The sequence below is a fragment of the Aquihabitans sp. G128 genome (genome assembly GCF_019048865.1).
GTDB lineage: Bacteria > Actinomycetota > Acidimicrobiia > Acidimicrobiales > Iamiaceae > Aquihabitans.
Genome location: NZ_CP077604.1, coordinates 3066968 through 3084148 on the forward strand (window position 1 = coordinate 3066968; position 17181 = coordinate 3084148).

The 17181-nt window shown below is 73.4% G+C and carries 15 protein-coding genes; 5 read left to right on the forward strand and 10 right to left on the reverse strand.

Features of this window, described 5'->3' with window-relative positions; all coding sequences use genetic code 11:
• Positions 1-100: 100 nt before the first annotated feature.
• The 5 genes from KSP35_RS14670 to KSP35_RS14690 all read right to left on the reverse strand — a co-directional run bounded on the left by KSP35_RS14670 (position 101) and on the right by KSP35_RS14690 (position 4051).
• A complete protein-coding gene (locus KSP35_RS14670) occupies positions 101-1078 on the reverse strand; it encodes a cytochrome P450 (protein WP_216996567.1) in 978 nt (325 codons plus the stop codon).
• 389 nt (positions 1079-1467) lie between these two features.
• Positions 1468-2079 carry a hypothetical protein gene (locus tag KSP35_RS14675; RefSeq protein WP_216996568.1) on the reverse strand — a complete coding sequence of 204 codons (612 nt, stop codon included), beginning with the start codon at positions 2077-2079 and terminating at the stop codon, positions 1468-1470.
• Positions 2076-3269, reverse strand: coding sequence for a cytochrome P450 (locus tag KSP35_RS14680; RefSeq protein ID WP_216996570.1), 1194 nt, complete (start codon positions 3267-3269; stop codon positions 2076-2078). The genes KSP35_RS14675 and KSP35_RS14680 overlap by 4 nt, the downstream gene beginning before the upstream one ends.
• A 130-nt stretch (positions 3270-3399) precedes the next feature.
• The gene (locus KSP35_RS14685) at positions 3400-3732 is read right to left on the reverse strand and encodes a hypothetical protein (protein ID WP_216996572.1); all 333 of its coding nucleotides are present in this window, start codon (positions 3730-3732) and stop codon (positions 3400-3402) included.
• Between the two features lie 82 nt (positions 3733-3814).
• Complete coding sequence (locus KSP35_RS14690; RefSeq protein WP_216996574.1) at positions 3815-4051, reverse strand: hypothetical protein; 237 nt, start codon at positions 4049-4051, stop codon at positions 3815-3817.
• A 172-nt stretch (positions 4052-4223) separates the two neighbouring features.
• Here KSP35_RS14690 and KSP35_RS14695 point away from each other — a divergent pair, with 172 nt between their 5' ends.
• Entirely contained in the window at positions 4224-4661 is a 438-nt protein-coding gene (locus KSP35_RS14695) for a DUF6069 family protein (protein ID WP_216996576.1), read from the forward strand.
• Between the two features lie 120 nt (positions 4662-4781).
• Here KSP35_RS14695 and KSP35_RS14700 read toward each other — a convergent pair whose 3' ends face one another.
• Positions 4782-7220, reverse strand: a complete 2439-nt coding sequence (locus KSP35_RS14700; protein WP_216996578.1) for an MMPL family transporter — start codon at positions 7218-7220, stop codon at positions 4782-4784.
• Positions 7221-7417: 197 nt separating this feature from the next.
• Here KSP35_RS14700 and KSP35_RS14705 point away from each other — a divergent pair, with 197 nt between their 5' ends.
• The 4 genes from KSP35_RS14705 (at position 7418) to KSP35_RS14720 (ending at position 13163) form a co-directional block, all read left to right on the forward strand.
• Positions 7418-8332 (forward strand): diiron oxygenase, encoded by a 915-nt coding sequence (locus tag KSP35_RS14705; RefSeq protein ID WP_216996580.1) that lies wholly within the window; start codon positions 7418-7420, stop codon positions 8330-8332.
• A gap of 92 nt (positions 8333-8424) precedes the next feature.
• A complete protein-coding gene (locus KSP35_RS14710) occupies positions 8425-9693 on the forward strand; it encodes a GGDEF domain-containing protein (RefSeq protein WP_216996581.1) in 1269 nt (422 codons plus the stop codon).
• Positions 9694-10022: 329 nt separating this feature from the next.
• Positions 10023-12143, forward strand: a complete 2121-nt coding sequence (locus KSP35_RS14715; RefSeq protein ID WP_216996582.1) for an EAL domain-containing protein — start codon at positions 10023-10025, stop codon at positions 12141-12143.
• A 132-nt stretch (positions 12144-12275) separates the two neighbouring features.
• Positions 12276-13163: an SGNH/GDSL hydrolase family protein gene (locus KSP35_RS14720; RefSeq protein WP_216996583.1), complete on the forward strand. Its 888-nt coding sequence runs from the start codon at positions 12276-12278 to the stop codon at positions 13161-13163.
• Positions 13164-13166: 3 nt separating this feature from the next.
• Here the strand turns inward: KSP35_RS14720 and KSP35_RS25070 are convergent, their stop codons facing one another.
• The 4 genes from KSP35_RS25070 to KSP35_RS14735 all read right to left on the reverse strand — a co-directional run bounded on the left by KSP35_RS25070 (position 13167) and on the right by KSP35_RS14735 (position 17157).
• Complete coding sequence (locus KSP35_RS25070) at positions 13167-13295, reverse strand: hypothetical protein (RefSeq protein WP_256444491.1); 129 nt, start codon at positions 13293-13295, stop codon at positions 13167-13169.
• A 362-nt stretch (positions 13296-13657) separates the two neighbouring features.
• Complete coding sequence (locus KSP35_RS14725) at positions 13658-13966, reverse strand: putative quinol monooxygenase (RefSeq protein WP_216996584.1); 309 nt, start codon at positions 13964-13966, stop codon at positions 13658-13660.
• A 77-nt stretch (positions 13967-14043) separates the two neighbouring features.
• Positions 14044-14853 carry a HemK/PrmC family methyltransferase gene (locus tag KSP35_RS14730; RefSeq protein ID WP_216996585.1) on the reverse strand — a complete coding sequence of 270 codons (810 nt, stop codon included), beginning with the start codon at positions 14851-14853 and terminating at the stop codon, positions 14044-14046.
• A 39-nt stretch (positions 14854-14892) separates the two neighbouring features.
• Positions 14893-17157 (reverse strand): arylsulfatase, encoded by a 2265-nt coding sequence (locus tag KSP35_RS14735; RefSeq protein WP_216996586.1) that lies wholly within the window; start codon positions 17155-17157, stop codon positions 14893-14895.
• Positions 17158-17181: the final 24 nt, after the last annotated feature.

Consider the following 17181-nt stretch of genomic DNA (forward strand, 5'->3'; position numbering starts at 1 on the left):
ATCCCACCGCCCGATCCGTTCTGTACGGAGAACTCGCTCTCCCACGACACGGATCCCCGACAGAACCGGCGGGAGGGCGGGCTGAGGCGAGAGCGCTCGCTCAGAAGGCGAGCGGGAGGGTGCGGGGACCGCGGACCTGGCCGGTGGACCAGCGGACGGCGTCGGGGTCAGCGAGCGTGAAGGTGGGGACCCGGGCGAGGAAGCGCTCGACGGCAACGGTGACCTCCATGCGAGCCAGGTTCGACCCCAGGCAGCGGTGGATGCCGAGGCCGAAGGCGACGTGGCGGTTGGGCTGGCGGTCGAGGATCACCCGGTCCGGCTCGGCGAACGCCTCGGGGTCGCGGTTCGCCGCCGGGAACGGGAGCAGCAGCGGGTCGCCGCGGTGCACGGGGCACCCGGCCAGCTCGGCGTCGCGGGTGACCTCGCGGGCCATGGTGACCGGCGCGTAGGCCCGCAGCAGCTCCTCGATGGCGGTGGGCAGCAGCTCGGGCTCGGCCCGGAGCCGGGCCTGGTCCTCGGGGTGCCCGGCGAGGTGCCAGAGGCTGGCGCCGATGGCGCTCCACGTGGTGTCGATGCCGGCCACCAGCAGCAGGAGCGACCCTCCGAACACCTCGGCCTCGTCCAGAGGTCGGCCGTCGAGCTCGGCGGTGAGCAGGAACGAGATGAGGTCGTCGCCCATGCCGTCGTGCGTCCGGCGCTCGATCTGCGCCACCAGCCACTCGCGGAAGCCGAACAGGCCGGCGGCGGCCGACTCGATGCTGGTGGGGCCGAGCTCGAGCGTGTCGCGGATCCAGCCGCGGAACAGGTCGCCGTCGCCCTGCTCGACGCCGAGCATGGTGCCGATGACGTCGACGGGGATGTGCTGGGCGTAGGCCACTGCGGCGTCGACCGAGCCGGTCCCCTCGAAGCCGTCGATCAGCTCCTCGGCGTGGGCCACCACCTGGGCGCGCAGGGCCTCGATGCGCCGGGGCGAGAAGAACGGCAGCAGCAACTTGCGGAACCCGGTGTGGTGCGGCGGGTCCGACGAGATGGGCGGCACGATGATGCTGAAGTCGCTCATGGCGCCGAACTCGGCCACCAGGGGGGCTGCGCGACGAGTACGTCTCGGTGTCGCGGGCCACGGCCTCGATCTCGGCCATCCGGGTGGGGACCAGCATCCCCCGCAACCGCTCGGAGCGGGCCACGGGGCACGACTCCCGGAGCTCGGCCCAGATGGGGAACGGGTCCTGGGCGTAGGCGGGGTCGAAGTGGTCGAACCCGGTGGCCCAGTCGGTCTCCTCCATCTCGGCGCCTTCCCCTCGAACCGTGCACCGTCGTGCCCCGACGGCACGGCGAGCGGCCAACCTACGGTTGCACCGATCCATGGGTCAACGATCGGTGCAACACCGGGCGCCGGGCAGGCGAGCGGGGCGGCCGAGCCGGCGGCCCCGGCTCCGGGCAGCGACCGCGCTCGGCTGCGCCGGTGCCTCAGCGCTGGCCGTCGGCCGGGGGGTCGAGCTCGAAGTAGAGGTCGTCGAGCCGGTGGTGCCAGGTGCGGTCTCGGCCTGCCACCTCGGGGTGCACCGCGGTGCCGGTGGTGAACCAGTCGTACATGGTGCGGCCTTCGACCTGACCCCGCTCGGTGTGGATGTCGACGGCCTCGGCGGGGATGTCGACCACCCGGTCCTCGTGCAGGACCACCTGCATGATCTCGCCCACCGTGGGGTCCTTGGGCACCGTCGCCAGGTAGCCGGCCGCCTGGGCGGCCATCTCCAGGCGCTCGTAGGTGGCGTGGCCGAACAGCTCGGCGCTGCCGTGCAGGGCGGCCACCACGGCGATGGCCTCGGGCGTGCCCAGGCCGATGTCCTCGGCGGCGATCACCCGCAGCCGCTGCCAGAGCATGTGCTCGTGGGCCTCGTCGGTGCGGGCCAGCTCCATGGCGGCGCGGACCGACTGCTCCACCCGGCCCATGCGGACGTGCTTGTGCAGGGCCGAGCGGACCAGGTCCGAGGCCAGCCCGTTGACGGTCTGGCACCCGGCGAAGGGGTCGAGGGAGAAGTGCGGGATGGGGCGCTCCCACCCGTCGGCGTCAGCGGTCACGAGACCTCCAGGTCGAGCGGCAGGCGGTGGACCAGGCCCGCGGCGTTGATCGACAACGATGCCCCGTCGGCCACCGATGCGCCCGGCCAGCGGCGGGTCACGCCGCCCACCATCTCCTGCAGCTCCATCTTCCCGAGGGCGGCGCCGAGGCAGTAGTGCCGGCCGGCGCCGAAGGCGAGCTGGGGCTTGGCCAGCGGACGGCGCACGTCCAGGGCGTGGGGGTCGTCGTACACGTCGGGGTCGCAGTGCGCGGCCGCGATGCGGACGGTGACGAACTCGCCGGCCGCCACCGCGGTGCCGTCGATGGTGGTGGGCGCCACCGCGTACTTGATGGTGTGGCGGATGGCGGGCTGGAAGCGGCCGCACTCCTCCACGGCCTGGGCCACCGCGCCGGGGTCGTCGTACACGTGCGTCCACGCATCGGGGTGCTCGGCCAGGGTGTGCAGCGCCAGCCCGGCGGTGTTGGCGGTGTTGTCGACCGAGGCGCTGAGCAGCTCCTCGAGCAGGCAGAAGGCGTCGAGCTCGTCGATGGTGCCGGCCGCCGAGGCCTCGGCCAGCACGGTGGCCAGGTCATCGGCGGGGTGGGCCCGCTTGTGGGCCAGCAGGGCGTGGGTGTACTCGGCCAGCTCGGCCTTGGCGGTGCGCACCGGTTCGACCATGGCCTCCGTGGCGGTGAAGACGAGCAGCAGGTCCTTGGACCAGTCGGCCAGCTGGCCGTCGTCGCCCTCGCCGGCGCCCACCATCCAGCAGAAGAGGCGGGCGGGCACCACGTCGACGAGCTCGCCCACCAGCTCGAGCGGCGCGGCCGGGTCGTGGGCGGCGAGCTGCTGGTCAACGAGGTCACGGGTGCGATCACGCAGGGCGGCGATGCGCCGAGCGGTGAACCAGGGGCTGACCACCCGTCGCAGCCGCGAGTGTTCCGTGCCCTCGGAGTCGGTGAGCGTGCGGCCCGGCGTGCCCCACAGCGGACCGAAGCCGAGCTGCTCGAGCAGCGGGTCGATGCCGGGGATCAGGGCTTGGTCGTGGAACGCCGCGTCGCAGCCGGCGTAGGTGATGGCCGACCAGCCGATGGGGTCGACCACCAGGCGCTGCTCCGGGCGGAGGGCGTCGTAGACCGCGTGCGGGTCGGCCAGGAACGCAGGGTCACGGGGGTCGAGCTCGAAGGTGCCGTCGACGGCCAGGGCGCTCACGGGGCACCGAGCCGGCCGCCCGGCACGGCGGTGGGGTGGTTCCGGATCATGCGGCGATCGTAAGAACCGCAGGTGCCGGGCGGACCGGCGCCGCCGTGAACGCCGCGTGAACCGCCCGACCGCGCTCGGGTCAGGCAGCGGCGGTGAGCGCCGGGCGGGGGCGGGCCGCCTCCACCAGGGCCGCCACCCGGGTGTGCAGCCAGAGCAGGTCGTGCGTGGGGGCCTCGTGGGCCTCGGCCTCGAACAGGTCGGCCTCGAGCGCCACCAGCGCCTGGGCGCCGAAGCGCACCTGGGTGGCCAGCCACCGGCGCCGTCCGCTGGACAGGTTGGCGCCCAGCGGGGCGAGGGCCTTGACGAGCGGCCCGACCTCGTAGAACCAGGCCTCGATCTCGTCCGGCGAGAAGGCGACGGCCGCGGGGGCCGCCACGAGCGGGCGGGGGTGGTGGAGCGCTGCGGAGGTCATGCCCGAACCGTACGGAGGGGGTCTGACAATTTTCCCGGGTGCGGCCGCCTGCCGCCGGGCCGGGGGCCCGGCGACCCTGGGCTCAGTCGGTGGCGGGGTCGGGGGCCTTGAAGGTGTCGACGAAGGCGGTGGCGCCGTTGATGACGGCCTTGCCGGCGGTCTTCCCCAGCTCGCTGCCGAGCAGGCCGCCCAGGACGGCGCCGGCGAACGGGCCCACCACGGGGATGGGCACCACGACGGCGCCGATCTTGGCCCCGGTGAACAGGCCGCTGCCCAACCCCGCCACCTGGCCGATGGCTTCCTTCTCGCGATCTTCCACGTCCCGCTCCTTCGTGTCGCCGTTCCGAGGGCCAAGTCTGGCCCACCGGCGGCGGCGAGGCCACGGCGGGATCGGGAAAGATCCGGCGCCGGTGTCGATCGGGCCACGCCCCGTTCGTGGTCATGGTGCGAGGGCGCAAGGGGCACCCCGCACCCCGACCCGAGGAGCTCCCATGACCGCCACCACGATCCCCACCACCACCGTCGACCAGGCACGACCCGCCCGACCCACCGTCGCCAAGGCCGGCCTGCTGGCCGGCGCGGCAGCCGCCATCGCCACCACCGCCGTCGCCGCCGCGGCCCGGGCCCTCGACGTGCCGCTCACGGTGGGCGGCGAGGCCATCCCCGTCCTCGGGTTCGGCCAGGTGACCCTGGTCTGCACGCTGGTCGGCGCCCTGCTGGCTCGCAGCCTCGGGCGCCGGGCCCGCAGCCCTCGCCGCACCTTCGTGCGGACCACCGTCGTGCTGACCGCCCTGAGCCTGGTGCCCGACCTCACCGCCCAGGCCACCACCGCCACCCGGGCCACGCTGGTGCTGACCCACCTCGTCGCCGCCGCCCTCGTGATCCCCGCGCTGGCCCGCTGCCTCCCGCTCCAGCGGGTCGCCGCCTGAGACCCGATGGCGACCGCCTCGAAGTGGTCGCCCTCGGCCGCGCAGCCCCACCGCGGCGAACTTGTGGGCCCAGAGCGCCCAAAACGGCAGCGTGGGCCCACAAGTTGCGGGGTTGGGCGGTCAGGCCTGGCCGGCGCCGACCAGCTCGGGGTCGGGCTCGGGGTCGCCCTCGACGTCGTCGGCGGCGCCCTCGACGTGGATGACCGGCAGGACCTTGTCGAGCCACTTGGGCAGCCACCAGTTGCGGTCGCCCAGCAGCTCCATGGTGGCGGGCACCGCCAGCATGCGGACGACGGTGGCGTCGAGCAGCACGGCCACGGCGAGGCCGGTGCCCATGAGCTTGATGACCCGGTTGTTCTCCAGCAGGAACGAGCCGAAGACCACCACCATGATCAGCGCCGCCGCGGTGATGACCCGGGCGGTGACGGCCAGGCCGTCGGCCACGGCCTCGGCGTTGTTGCCGGTGCGGTCGTACTCCTCCTTCATGCGGGAGAGGAGGAAGACCTCGTAGTCCATGGAGAGCCCGAAGACGATGGCGAAGAGCATCATCGGGATGAACGGCTCGATGGGCGCCGGCTGGATCCCGGTGAGGCCGGACATCCACCCCCACTGGAAGATGGCCACCACCACGCCGTAGGCGGCGCCGATGGAGAGCAGGTTCACGATGACGGCCTTGAGCGGCACCAGGACCGAGCGGAACACCGCCATCAGCAGGATGAACGACAGGCCCAGCACCGCCCCGAAGAACGCTGGGTAGCGCGACCCGAGGTAGCTGGAGAAGTCGATGCCCGTGGCGGTGAAGCTGGTCACCAGGACGTCGATGCCCGTGCCCTTGGTGACCGACGCCAGCGCCGGGCCCCGGAGGTCCTTCACCAGCTCGTCGGTGGCCTCGTCCTGCGGGGCCGTCTCCGGGGTGGCGATCCAGCGGGCGACCGTGCGGTCCTCGCTGATGAACCCGGCCGTCGCCTCGGCGGGCAGGTCGGGGCTGAACCCGGCGACGTTGGCCACGCCGTCGGTCTCGGCGATGCGGGCGGTGATGGCCGACAGCTGGGCGTCGGTGGCGCCCTTCGGCAGCTCGGCCACCAGGATCAGCGGGCCGTTGAAGCCCGGCCCGAAGGCGTCGGCCAGCAGGTCGTAGGAGTCGCGGGTGTCGGAGCCCTTCGGGAAGTTGCCCTCGTCGGAGAAGCCGAGGCGGATGCTGAGCACCGGCACCGCGAGGATCACGAGCAGGGCGAGGCCGCCGATGGCGGTGAACCAGGCGTGGTGCTGGATGAACCGGCTGTAGCGGTACCAGAACGTCTCACGGGACGGCTTCTGCTTGCGCGGGGCCAGCGGGACCTTCAGCGCCGGCAGGAAGAACCCGACCACCAGGACCAGGATCGCCAGGATGAAGAGGGCGAAGGCGATCGGCGCCGGGGCCCCGAGGCCGAGGGAGACCATGCCCACGGCGACGAAGCCGGCGGCGATCAGGCCCCGGCGACGGGTGACCTCGAGCTTGCTGCCGGCCAGGCCGAGCAGCGCCGGGAGGAGCGTGATGGACGCGAGCAGGGTGAACACCACGGCGATGGCGCAGCCGATGCCGATGCCCTGGATGAACTCGAGGCCCATCACGAGCATGCCGAGGACCGAGATCACCACGGTGATGCCTGCGAAGATGACCGCTCGCCCGGCGGTGTCGAGCGCGTGGCCGGCGGCGGCCTCGCCCTCCATCCCCTTGTGCAGGTCCTCTCGGAACCGGGTGACGATGAACAGCGCGTAGTCGATGCCCACGCCCAGCCCGATCATCACCGCCACCGTGGTGGTGAACTCCGGCATGCCGACGTAGTTCGAGACGATGCCGACCGTGGAGATGCCCACCGCGATGCCGGCCAGGGCCATGCCGATGGGCAGGCCCATGGCGAGCACCGAGCCGAAGGCGATGATCAGGATGACGATGGCGAAGCCGATGCCGAGCACCTCCGAGGACGGGGCCTCGAACTCGGCGAAGTACTGGCCGCCGAGGTAGACGTGCTCGAGGCCCTCGGCCTTCGGCAGGTCCTCGCGGATCTTCTTGGACCACTTCTGGGCCTCGGCCTGCTGGGTGTCGTCGGGCAGGACCACGCTGGCGTAGGCCACCCGACCGGCGAGGGCGCCCTTGGTGGCGATCTGCTGCGGGTTGTCGTACGGGCTGGTGACGGCGATCGGTCGATCGCCGCCGGCCTTGGCCACCCGGGCGAAGAAGGCCGTCATCGCCTTCTTGATCGCCGGGTCGTTCACCCCGTCGGCCACCGAGGAGCTGACCTCGAAGCTGATGGTGGCCGTGGCGGCGCCGGTGGCCTTGTCGTCGTCGTCCGCAGCGGCCTTGGCCTCCTTCGGCGTGAAGCCCTTCTCGATGAGGTCGAAGCCCGTGGTCGACTCGCTCTTGAAATCGCCGAAGCTGTCGGAGTAGCCGGTGCCGCGGGCGCCGCTGATGCCGCCGATCACGACGATGGCGACGATCCAGACGCCGATCACCAGCCAGTGGCGGCGGTAGGCGAACGTGCCCAGCCGGCGCAGGGCGGAGGGGTTGGAGACAGACATGGGTGGCCCTCGTTCGGGTCAGGGAGCAGGTGTGGCGAGCGGTCGGGGATCCACTCCTCGATCGGTCACGGATGGAACTGCGGCGGGGCGCGGAACTCATCGGTGGAGGCGACAGTCTCCCGCACGACGACCCGCGCCGGGCGAGGTTTCGGTCACACCACCCGATCCGGCGGGGTCCTCCCGCTTACGTTGGCCCCATGGGGAACGCAGTGGTGGCAGAGCGGGTCGAACGGCTGAACCGGATCTCGGTGAAGCGGGTGATCGAGCCCGACGCCGACCTGCCCGGCTCGGTGGGCGATGGCCAGCTCCTGCCCGACGAGCTCCTGTCGGTGCACGGCCTGGGCCTGCCGCTCACCGCCGAGCAGCGCCGCACGCTCAGCCGGGAGGAGGTGGCGTCCATCCTCGACAACGGCATCCGCTTCGAGGCCACGCTCGAGGCCGGCTTCGGCCTCCAGGTCTGCCGGGCGGGCGACATCACCGACCCCCGCGTCACGTACCTCCTCCACGAGATGGGCGAGGAGACCCGCCACCAGCGCATGTTCCAGCGGGTCATCGGCCAGATCGAGCCGCAGGCCCGCAACCCCCTGGCCGGCCACTGGCTCATGGCCCGCATCGAGCGGTTCGGCACGCTGTGGATCGTCGACCACGCCGCCCTGCTCTACGTCATGGTGCTGGCCGGCGAGGAGATCCCCGACCTGCTGCAGAAGCTGGCCTCGGAGCACCCCGACACCGACCCGTTCCTCGCCTCGGTGAACCGCTACCACCGCCAGGAGGAGGCTCGGCACCTGGCCTTCGCCCGGACCATGCTCCCCGAGGTGTGGGCCGCCGCCTCCAAGGTCGACCGCTTCCAGGTCCACCACGTGGCCCCCAAGCTCATCGCCCAGATGTACGCCTTCCTGGTTCACCCCGGCGTGTACGAGCAGGTCGGCCTCGACGGCTGGGCCACCTGGAAGGCCGCCAACAAGACGCCCGAGCGGCTCGGCCTCCTGCGCGACGCCACCCGCCCGGTGCTCGACGCGCTCCTGGAGGCCGGCGTCGTGCGCGCCGGCAGCGTGCCGAAGGCGTGGCGGGAGCTGTGCGCGGTGGACCGCCACGGCGTGCCGTCCGACTGACGCTGTCGTCAGCCTGACCTGGGGGAATAGGTCGGTCGGCCCGTTCCGCCACCGCCGCTTCACCCGTGCGCCTTCCGGCCGACAGGTGGGCCATGGGAGGGACCGGGCAGCAGGGGGACGAGGCGCCCACGGGCGCGCCCGGCGCCGGCACCGACCAGGCCGCCGAGCAGACCGGCGTGACGCCGGAGCTCATGGATCGGCTGCGGCCGTTCCTGGCCGAGTCGCTGATGGTGCTCGACGCCGACTGGACGATCCTGGCCAACCTGGCCCCGCCCGGCGGGCTGATCGGCCGGGGCCTCGGGCTGGGCCTCCACACGCTGGAGGACATGCACCCCGACGACGCGCTGGTGATCCTCGAGCTCGGCATGGAGGCGTTCAGCACCCAGCACGGCTGGCAGGCCAGCCGGGTGGTGCGCATGCGCACCGGCGACGGCACGTGGGGCCGCTACGAGATCACCGCCTTCAACCAGTTCGGCGACCCGCTCATCAACGGCATGGTCGTGCGCACCCGCGAGCTGCCCGAGGACCTGGCCGAGGATTGGCAGGGGTCCCGGCCCACCTCGGCCATCGAGACCCTCTCGGAGCTGCTGCCCGTCGGGGTGCTGCTGCTCGACCAGAACGGCCGGGTGGTCTTCGCCAACGGCGCGGCCTGCGGGATGCTCAGCCGAGAGCCCGAGGAGCTCACGCGCGACGGCTTCGAGCCCGTGGTGGACCCCGTCGACGCGCCGCTGGTGGCCGACGTCCTGCGCCGCGTCACCCAGGCCGCCGGCCGCGAGGAGTGCACCATCCGGCTGGTCGGCGCCCGCGTCGAGCGGGTGGAGTGCCGGTTCACGTCCGAGGGCCGCAGCGACGTGGCCTCGATCGTGGTCACCCTGGAGGACGTCACCGCCCGTCACGCCACCCAGCGCGACCTCGAGGCCCGAGCCAACCGCGACCCGCTGACGGGCCTGCGCAACCGGGCCTCGCTCCAGGACCTGCTCGAGGTGCGCCTCGCCGAGCGCATCCCCACCGACGTCGCCTACCTCGACCTCGACGGCTTCAAGGCCGTCAACGACACCTGGGGCCACGAACGAGGCGACGAGGTGCTGGTCCTGGTGGCCGAAGCCCTGCGCGACGGCCTCGGCCCCGACGCCGACGTCGCCCGCATCGGCGGCGACGAGTTCGTGGTGGTCACCGACCCCGGCGATCGCGAGGCCCTGGCCGCCGAGGTCCGCGACCTGGTCGCCGCCGTCTCCAGGGCCGAGGGCCTGTCGGTCACCGGCAGCGTCGGCGTCGGCCGCGCCGTCCGCGGGGACTCGCCGCACGACGCCCTCCGGCGCGCCGACCAGGCCATGTACCGCGCCAAGGGCCACCGCCCCTGAGCGCCGGATCTCGAACGGGGTGAGCGGGCCGCCGAACCCCTAGGAGGCGCGCCCCGCTCCCCCGTTCGACCGTCCCCCTCCTTCGATCGCTGGTCGGGCCGGCACGCGACAGCGACGATCGGCTCGTCCCGCAGCGGTGCACCGCGGGCCGGCGGCGCCGCTGTCAGGTGGGCAACAGGTGGTGTTCACCCGGCGGTTCCTCAGGGAGCACGTCCCCGGGCCGATCCAGTACCGGCATGGATGGGATCGGGCGACGAACCACGAGCGAGCGCGATGCGGCGGCCACCCGGCTGCTGGATCGGTTGGTCGCGCCCGGTGGGCTGCGGGCCGTGTTCCAGCCGATCGTGCGCATGGCCGACGGCGAGGTGGTGGGCTACGAGGCGCTGTGCCGTTCCGTGGAGCCCGAGCCGGTGGCGCCGTCGGACTGGTTCGTGCTGGCGTCGCGCCTCGACCGCCGGGTCGAGCTCGAGCGGGCCTGCCTGCTGGCGGTGGCCGAGCACGGCGCCCCGCCCCGCGACGCGCTGCTGTTCGTCAACGTGAGCCCGGCGCTGCTCGCCCACCCCGACTCGGTGCAGCTCCGTGACCGCCTCCCCCGGCGGCTCGTGCTGGAGCTGACCGAGCGCGAGGAGATCGACGACGTGGTGGCCCTGCGCCAGTCGTGCGCCCCGTGGCTGCGGAGCGGCGCCCGCCTGGCCATCGACGACGCCGGCGCCGGCTACTCCAGCCTCAAGCAGGTGGTGGAGCTGCTGCCGGAGTTCGTGAAGATCGACCGGTCGCTCATCGTCGACATCCACCGCGACCGCCACCGCCAGGCCCTGGTGGCCGCCCTCGTCGGCTTCGCCTCGGAGATCGGCGCCAACGTGATCGCCGAGGGCGTCGAGTCCCGGGCCGAGCTGGCCTGGCTGCGCGACGCGGATGTCGCCCTGGCCCAGGGCTTCCTGCTCGGCCGTCCAGACGCGCCGTGGCCGTCGACCACCGACCACCTCGGCCCCCGCCAGGCTCGCGAGCCGCAGCTCGACAAGCTGGCCGCCCGCATCGACGCCGCCCGCAGCCGGCGCGGCGCGTGCGAGGCCGTGGCCGCCCACCTCTTCCGCCAGGGCGGCCTCATGCCGTCGGCGTACCTGGAGGAGGGCGGGCGCCTCCGCTGCCAGGCCCAGCGCGGCCTCTGGCAGGTCCTCGACGGCATGGTGCCCACCGCCGGCATCACCGGTCGCACGTTCCGGACCGGCCTCGAGCACTACGTCGACGACATCACCGCCGCCCCGGACTACCTGGAGGCCATCCCCGGCGTCGTGTCGGAGCTGTGCGTGCCGCTGCGCACCGACGACCTCACCGTCGGCGCCCTGAACGTCGAGTCCCTCGTGCCGCTCAGCGAGGCCGTCCGCGCCGAGGTGCGGGCCTGCGCCGAGCTCCTCGGTCACCGCCTGGGCGACCTGGCCCCCGAGCAGTCCCGCGTGCCGCTGCGCCGCCTGGCCCGCACCGCCGCCTCGCTCGCCGCCGTCGAGGACGCCGGCCGCACCATCGACGCCGTGCTCGCCGCCGCCCGGGAGCTCAGCAACATGGGCTCGGCGATGCTCGTCCTGGAGGACGAGTGGTCCGACGGCGAGCGCCGCCACACCGCCGGCCCCTTGTCGGCCGCGCTGGACGCCATGACCGTGGCCGAGCTGGCCCACCTCTCGAACGTCCTCGAGCCGCTCACGTCCTGCTACACCGCCGGCGAGGCCACCGGCCGCAGCGTGACCGCCAGCGAGACGCTGCGCGACGTGGGCGCCCGGTCCTTGGTGGCGCTGCCCATCACCGCGCGCGGCCGCCGCACCGGGCTGCTCATCCTCACCGACTCCACGCCGGTGGCGCTGGGCCCCGAGCAGGTCGAGCCGCTGGAGCTGCTGGCCGTGCTGGCCGGGAGCTGCCTCGAGACGGCGGCGACGGTCGAGGAGCTGCGGCGCCAGGCCCGACGCGACGCGCTCACGGGCATCGGCAACCACTCGGCCTTCCACGAGCGCCTGCGCAGCATTCCAGCCGACGAGCCGGTCGCCCTCCTCATGCTCGACATCGATCGCTTCAAGCAGGTCAACGACACCGGCGGCCACCTGCTGGGCGACCAGGTGCTGCGCGAGGTCAGCGACGGCCTGCGCCGGGTGCTCGGCGACCCCGAGGCCGTCTACCGGATCGGCGGCGACGAGTTCGCCGTCCTGCTCTTCGCCCAGGGCGTGCCACCCGACGCCCACACCACCGCCGCCGCCATCCAGCGCCGGGTGGGCACCTTGCTGGCGGGCTACGGCTCGGCCCTGTCCATCGGCGTGGCCCACCGCCGCCACGGCGAAGCGCTGATCGACGCCCTCGAACGGGCCGACGCCCAGCTGTACCTCGCCAAGGCCACGGGTGCCGCAGGCGGCGCCTCGGTCCGCCACCGGCTCGACCGGCCGGCCGAGACCGCCTCCGCCCGCTGAGCGCCCCCGGGACCCGGTCCCTGGCGACGTAACGTCGCACGGCGCGGTGCACAGGGGCGCCGCCGGAACGGGGAGACCATGGCGCGTCCAGCAGCACGCAGGGGTGCGGGGCGGAGGACCGCGGCAACGGCCGTGGCCGCCCTGGCCCTCCTGGCCCTCGCGTCCTTGTCCGGCTGCAGCTCCGACGGCGGCAGCGACGCCTCGGTGGCGGCACCGGACGACGGCACCTACGTCTCCATCGGCGACTCCTACGCCCAGGGGTACCAGCCCACCGTCGGCGGCACCACGCCCGACTACCGCAAGGGCTACGCCTACCTTCTCCCGGCCCTCGCCAAGCCCAAGGGCTACGCCCTGAAGACGGTGAACTTCGGCTGCGGCGGCGCCACCGTGGGCTCGCTCACCGAGCAGGACGGGTGCAAGGCCGGGGCCCGTTCGCCCGGCGGCCCCACCTACGACGACGACCAGCTCGACGCCGCCCTCGGCTACCTCGAGGACCACCCGGGGCAGGTCCAGGTGGTCACCATCTCCATCGGCGGCAACGACGTCACCGGTTGCGCCCAGGCGTCGGACGCCATCACCTGCGTCACCGGCGCGGTGAAGGACATCGAGGCGGGCCTGCGCACCATCCTCCCCAAGGTCCGCAAGGCGGCCGGTCCCGACGCCGTCATCGTCGGGCTCACGTACCCCGACGTCATCCTGGGCGGCTACCTGGCGAGCGACGGGGCCGGCAAGCAGCTCGCCGAGCTCTCGGTCGTGGCCTTCCGGCAGTTCATCAACCCCATGCTGAAGGAGGCGTACGAGTCGGTCGACGGGGTCTTCGTCGACGTCACCGAGGCCACCGGCGCCTACACGCCGCTCACCGAGACCACCGACCTGGCGCCCTACGGGACCATCCCCAAGGCCGTCGCCGAGGTCTGCCGGCTCACCTGGTTCTGCGAGGTGCAGGACATCCACCCCCGCGACGCCGGCTACGCCGAGATCGCCCGCCTCATCGCCGCCGCCCTGCCCGACCGGGGCTGACGCTCAGCCGCCGCCGGGGTCGCCGTCGGTGCGCTGGGCCAGCCAGTCGGGCCACGGCACCGGTGGGTTGGGCAGCGCCTCGATGCCCCGCTCGGCCAGCAGCCGCTCGAAGCCCTCGTGGTCGGTGGGCACGGCGCGGGTCGCCGCACATGATCTCGTAGAGCAGCGCCCTCGGGCCCGGCCTCCAGCGGGCCGAACACCGCGCCCTGCTCCAGGGTGATGTGCGTGCCGGGCCCGCAGATCCGGTCGCCCACCGTGATCTCGCCGGAGAGGACGAACACGAAGTGGTCCGGACGCGTGGCCGTGGCGCTCGACCACCACGCCGGGGTCGTAGCGGGCGTAGATCACCAGGCGATCGGGCGACCACTCCAGGAACTTCTCCCAGATCGACACCCGTCGCCCGCCGTGGGACTGGGCCTTGACCTCCACCCACGGGTGCTCGTGGGCGGCGCTGATCAGCGGTCCGGGGGCGGCATCGTCGCTGGTGGCCACGATCAGTCCCGGGGCACGATCGGCAGGAGCTCGAGGGTGGGCGGCGTGGTGGCCACCCGGCCGACGACCTCCACGAACGCCGAGGACTCGGGCACGGCGAAGTGCGCGTCGAGCGCCGCACGGTCGGCCCACCGCTCCACGAAGACCAGCCGCAGCGGGTCCTCGACGTCTCGCGACACCCCGTGGGCCAGGCACCCCGGCTCGGTGCGCGAGCGGCGGACGTGGGCCAGCGCCGCTTCGAGCAGCTCCGGCATGTCCGCCTCGGTGGTCGTCACCGACCCGAGCACGATGATCTGCGGTTCTCCAGCCATCGCCGCATCCTGCTCCACCCCCGCCCCGGCCGCCGGGTGAACGAGGCGACCAGCGAGAGCGGTGAGCCGGCCGGCCGTCAGCTGTCGGCCTCGGTCAGGAGGGCGACGAGGCCGCGGGTGTCGGCGTCTTCGTCTCGGATGACCTCGATCTGGGCGTAGCCGAGGTCGGTGAGGGTGGGGGCGAGGAGGTCGGCCTCGTCGCCGCCGAGCTCGAGGAGGAGGGCCCCGCCGGGGCGCAGCAGGGTCCGCGCGTCCTGCAGGACGCGGCGGAGGATGGAGGTGCCGTCGGGGCCGCCGTCGTAGGAGCGGGGGCTCTCGAAGGCGAGGGTGTCGCGCTGGAGCAGGCCCAGGGCACCGGTCGGCACGTAGGGGACCGAGCCGACGACGACGTCGACCCGGCCGCGCAGCTCGGCCGGGAGCGGGGCGAAGAGGTCGCCGCAGCGGGCGTCGACGCCGTTGGCCCGGGCGCAGGCCACCGAGGCCTCGTCCACGTCGACGCCGATGACGGTGGCGCCGGGGTGGGCGGTGGCGAGCACCAGGGCGATGGCGCCGGTGCCGGTGCACACGTCGACCGCGGTGCCGTCGGCCGGGAGCAGCGCGGCCGCCCGCCGGGCCAGCACCTCGCTCTGCCAGCGGGGGACGTAGACGCCCGGGTCCACGCGCACGTTGAGACCGCAGAACTCGACGGTGCCCGTGATCCACGCCAGCGGCTCGCCGGTGAGGCGACGGGCCACCAGGGCGTCGAGCCGGGCGCGATCGCCGGCGGCCGCGGCGAGCAGCTCGTCGGCCTCCTCCTCGGCGGCCACGAACCCGGCGGCCCACAGCACCTCGGCCAGCGCCTCGGGGTCGGTGGGCACCGACCCTCCGCTCGCTGCTGGCTCGGCCACGGCGGCCAGGGTACGACCCGGCTCGCCGGGGCGGCGCGGCTACTGGCGCGACATCTGGGCGCGCGCCTCGGCCTCGACCGTGGCGGCGTCGTCGCGGTTCACCAGCTGGATCACCAGCTCGTGGAGCGTCCCCTGGAACGGGAACGGCGCCTCGTAGCGCGGCGAGATGGGCGAGCCGTGGTCGAAGCCGATGCTGGAGCCGACCGACGAGATCACCCGCATCAAGAGCGGCAGGTCGGCGCGGCCGGCCGAGACCCCGTCGACCAGCACCTCCACCGAGCCACCCCGCCCGTCCTCGCGCCGGAACCGAGCGGTCAGCTCGACGTCGCCCTCGGGCACCACGACGCTCGACGCCACCAGCGTGTGGTCGTCGAACGCGTTGTAGTCGACCAGCAGCCGGTCAGCCTGGACGAAGACGGAGATGCCGGAGTTCTCGGTGCCGGTGGCCCACAGCACGCCCTCGTCGCCTGCCGCCCGCGTGACCCGGGCGGTCAGGTCGAAGGCCCGACCGCCGATGGCTGCGGAAGCCTGGGCGGGGATGGGCGACATCGGCGGGCGGTAGACGTAGCGGCGGTCGACGGGGTGCGGCGAGTGGTCGCGGAAGCGGGCGCCGAACAGCTCGATGAGCCGGTCGTCGAGCGGCAGCACGCCGTGGCGGTCGGCCTCGGCCCACCACAGGTCGATCAGCTCGGCCAGCTTCTCGGGCTGGGCGGCGGCCAGGTCGTCGCACTCCGACGGGTCGGCGGCGAGGTCGTAGAGCTCCCACGCCTCGTCGTCGTAGGGCACCCGCTGGGTGTGCTTCTGCACGGCCTTCCAGGTGCCGGCCACCAGGGCGCGGCTGCCGCCCATCTCGAAGTACTGGAGCTCGTTGGTGGCCGGAGCTGCGGGGTCGGCCAGCACGGAGGCGAACGAGTGCCCGGTCACGGGGAGCTGCTCGAGGCCGCGGTAGGTGGCCGGCGGAGTGACGCCGAGCAGCTCGTAGATGGTGGGCACGACGTCGGCCACGTAGGTGAACTGGGTGCGGGTGGTGCCCCGCTGGTCGGCGGCGATCCCGGCCGGCCAGTGCACGACCATGGGCACGTGGACGCCACCCTCGTGGGTGTTCTGCTTGTACCAGCGGAACGGGGCGTTGCCGCACTGGGCCCAGCCCCACGGGTAGTTGGTGTGGCTGTGGGGGCCGCCGATGTCGTCGATGCGCTCGATGGCCTCGTCCGGCGTCTCGAGGATGCCGTTGAAGAACTTCATCTCGTGCATGACGCCGAACGGGCCGCCCTCCTGGGAGGCGCCGTTGTCGGCCATCACCACCAGGATCGTGTTCTCCAGCTGGCCCAGGTGGCGCAGGCCGTCGACCAACCTCCCGATCTGGTCGTCGGTGTGGTCGAGGAAGGCGGCGAAGGCCTCTTGCAGGCGGGCGGCCAGGCGCTGCTGCACCTCGGGCAGCTCGTCCCACGGCTCCACGCCCGGGTTGCGGGGGGCGAGCTGGGTGCCGGCGGGGACCACGCCGGCGGCCACCTGCCTGTCGAACCAGCGCTGGCGCACGACGTCCCAGCCCTCGTCGAACGCGCCCCGGTACTTGGCGAGGTACGGCGGCGGCGCCTGGTGGGGGGCGTGGGTGGCGCCCAGCGGCACGTAGGCGAAGAACGGCTTGTCGGGGCGGACGCCCTTGCTGTCGGACACCATGCGCAGGAGCTGGTCGACCAGGTCCTCGGTGAGGTGGTAGCCGTCGTCGGGCCCGGCGGGCGGGTCGACCGGGTGGTTGTCGCAGACCAGGTCCGGGTGGAACTGGTCGGTCTCGCCGTCGAGGAAGCCGTAGAAGCGGTCGAAGCCGCGGCCCAGCGGCCACTGGTCGAACGGGCCGGCGGCCGAGCACTGCTCCATGGGGGCCAGGTGCCACTTGCCGACGCAGAACGTGGCGTAGCCCTCGTCGCGCAGCACCTCGGCCACGGTGGCGGCGTGGTTCGAGATGTGGCCCAGCTGGTTGGGGAACCCGGTGCGGAAGTTCGACAGCGCCCGCATGCCCACCGCGTGCTGCGACCGACCCGTGAGCAGCGAGGCACGGGTGGGCGAGCACAGCGGCGTCACGTGGTGGTTGGTGAACTGCAGGCCGCCGGCGGCGAGGGCGTCGATGTTCGGCGTGTCGATGGTGGAGCCGTAGCAGCCGAGCTGGGCGAAGCCGGTGTCGTCGAGCAGCACGACCACGACGTTCGGGGCGTCGTCGGCCGGGTGCGGCGGCTCGTCGAACCACGGATCGGACTCGGGCACGGTGCGGGCGATGCGGCCCTCGAAGCGGCTGGCGCGGGCCACGTCAGCGACCCCCTGCAGCGGTGC